Annotated in this window: 2 protein-coding genes; one reads left to right on the forward strand and one right to left on the reverse strand. The window is 37.1% G+C overall.

The window, feature by feature from the left end; translation table 11 throughout:
* Positions 1-155 precede the first annotated feature (155 nt).
* Entirely contained in the window at positions 156-917 is a 762-nt protein-coding gene (pdaB, locus tag M3206_RS18645; RefSeq protein ID WP_251314025.1) for a polysaccharide deacetylase family sporulation protein PdaB, read from the reverse strand.
* 161 nt (positions 918-1,078) lie between these two features.
* On the opposite strand from pdaB, the gene M3206_RS18650 reads away from it, so the two are divergent.
* A complete protein-coding gene (locus M3206_RS18650) occupies positions 1,079-1,288 on the forward strand; it encodes a hypothetical protein (protein ID WP_349774027.1) in 210 nt (69 codons plus the stop codon).
* Positions 1,289-1,587 lie beyond the last annotated feature (299 nt).

The following is a 1,587-nucleotide window of genomic DNA, read 5'->3' on the forward strand; positions in this document are numbered from 1 at the left end:
TTTACTCATTTTCTAATCCCCGTTCTCCTCATTTGATTTGATTATAACGGGTTTATTGCAGAAGAACACAAAAAACCCGAAATAAGGGACTTTTTTATAAGTGTCCATTATTCGGGTGACAGTTCATCTTAGCATGCAAGGGCTTTTTATTTTTGTCAGTTTACTTCTTTACTGCTTGCTTCAGTATTCGCGATCATTTCACTAACACTTACCAGTTTAAAACCATCGTCTTTTAGCTTATCAATAATTTGCGGTAAAGCCTTATGTGTCTGCTTAACAGAATCAGATGCATGAAGCAGGATGATATCCCCAGCCTTCGTGCCGTCAGTTGCTGTCGTAACAATCTTATCTACACCAGGGTTTTTCCAATCCTTCGTATCAATGCTCCAATGAACTACAGTATGATTTAAGTCCTCAGAAATAGTAAGTACTCTTTGATCGAAATTCCCATTTGGCGGACGAAGAAGAGAAGTCATCTTACCTGAGACCTTCTTAATTTTTTCTTGTGCTAAAAGAATATCCCTTTTGATCTGTTTATCTTCCCATTCGGTATAGCTTTTATATTGATAACCCAGACTCGCAATCTCATGGCCATCTTTTACGATTCGTTCCACAATTTCAGGATGTCGCTCTGCCCATGCAGCGGATACAAAAAAAGTACAGTTCTTTACGCCTTTCTCTTTTAAAACATCCAAAATAGGTACGACCCGTTTGTCACCCCAGCTGATATCAAAGGTCAAGGAAACTTTATTCCCCTGATCTTCCCCTTTATAGATAGCTCGAGGACCATCCTTTGATGAGAAGACGGATAGCTGCTGCTGCCCCACGAAAGCGAGGGAGGCCGCAAAAAATGCTGCAAATACAACAACCATGTATTGTTTGACTTTCTTCCCGTTTATGACAAAGAAAAATTTCATTTACACTTTACCCCCTTGTCCATACTTCCTTACAAAATATTTATGAACTTCTGGACAAGATATGACCGATATTTAAGAAAAGCTTCAAAAATAATAACTGACCTTTTTCGTGGCAATAATGATAAATGAAATAGTGAAGCGGGGTGTTATGTTTGATAGGAATGGTGTTGAATCATCAGGAGCTAAATGAATTTGAATACGTGCTAAAAAAAGAAATGGAAGAATTGTTGTACGATCTAGAGGATCAAAAAATAGATGGAATTGTAAAATCAGTACTTGAAGAAAGGTACCAAATCATATATCGTTTATTTTGCCGGTTTGCAAAACCAGCCGATTGCAGGAAGTATTTAAGGCAAAAACAAAGGAATTAATTTTTTTCGAAAAAACTATTGACCGTACTTCTGCAGGATGGTATATTATTTCTTGTCGCTTTTACAGCGGCTTTACAAAAACAAATAAGAATCATCAAAAAAAACAGTTGACATCAGTTGTTGAACGGTGGTATCTTATAAAAGTCGCCAAAAACGAGCGACAAACTTTAAACAAACAAGTTCTTTGAAAACTGAACAAAAGCAAAGGTAAGGAATTAAGAATGAATTCCGTCAGTAAGAAATTAGAGCAAGTCAAACACTTTTATGGAGAGTTTGATCCTGGCTCAGGATGAACGCTG

Source organism: Fictibacillus phosphorivorans, from assembly GCF_023715845.1.
In the GTDB taxonomy this organism is placed as follows: Bacteria; Bacillota; Bacilli; order Bacillales; family Fictibacillaceae; genus Fictibacillus; species Fictibacillus phosphorivorans_D.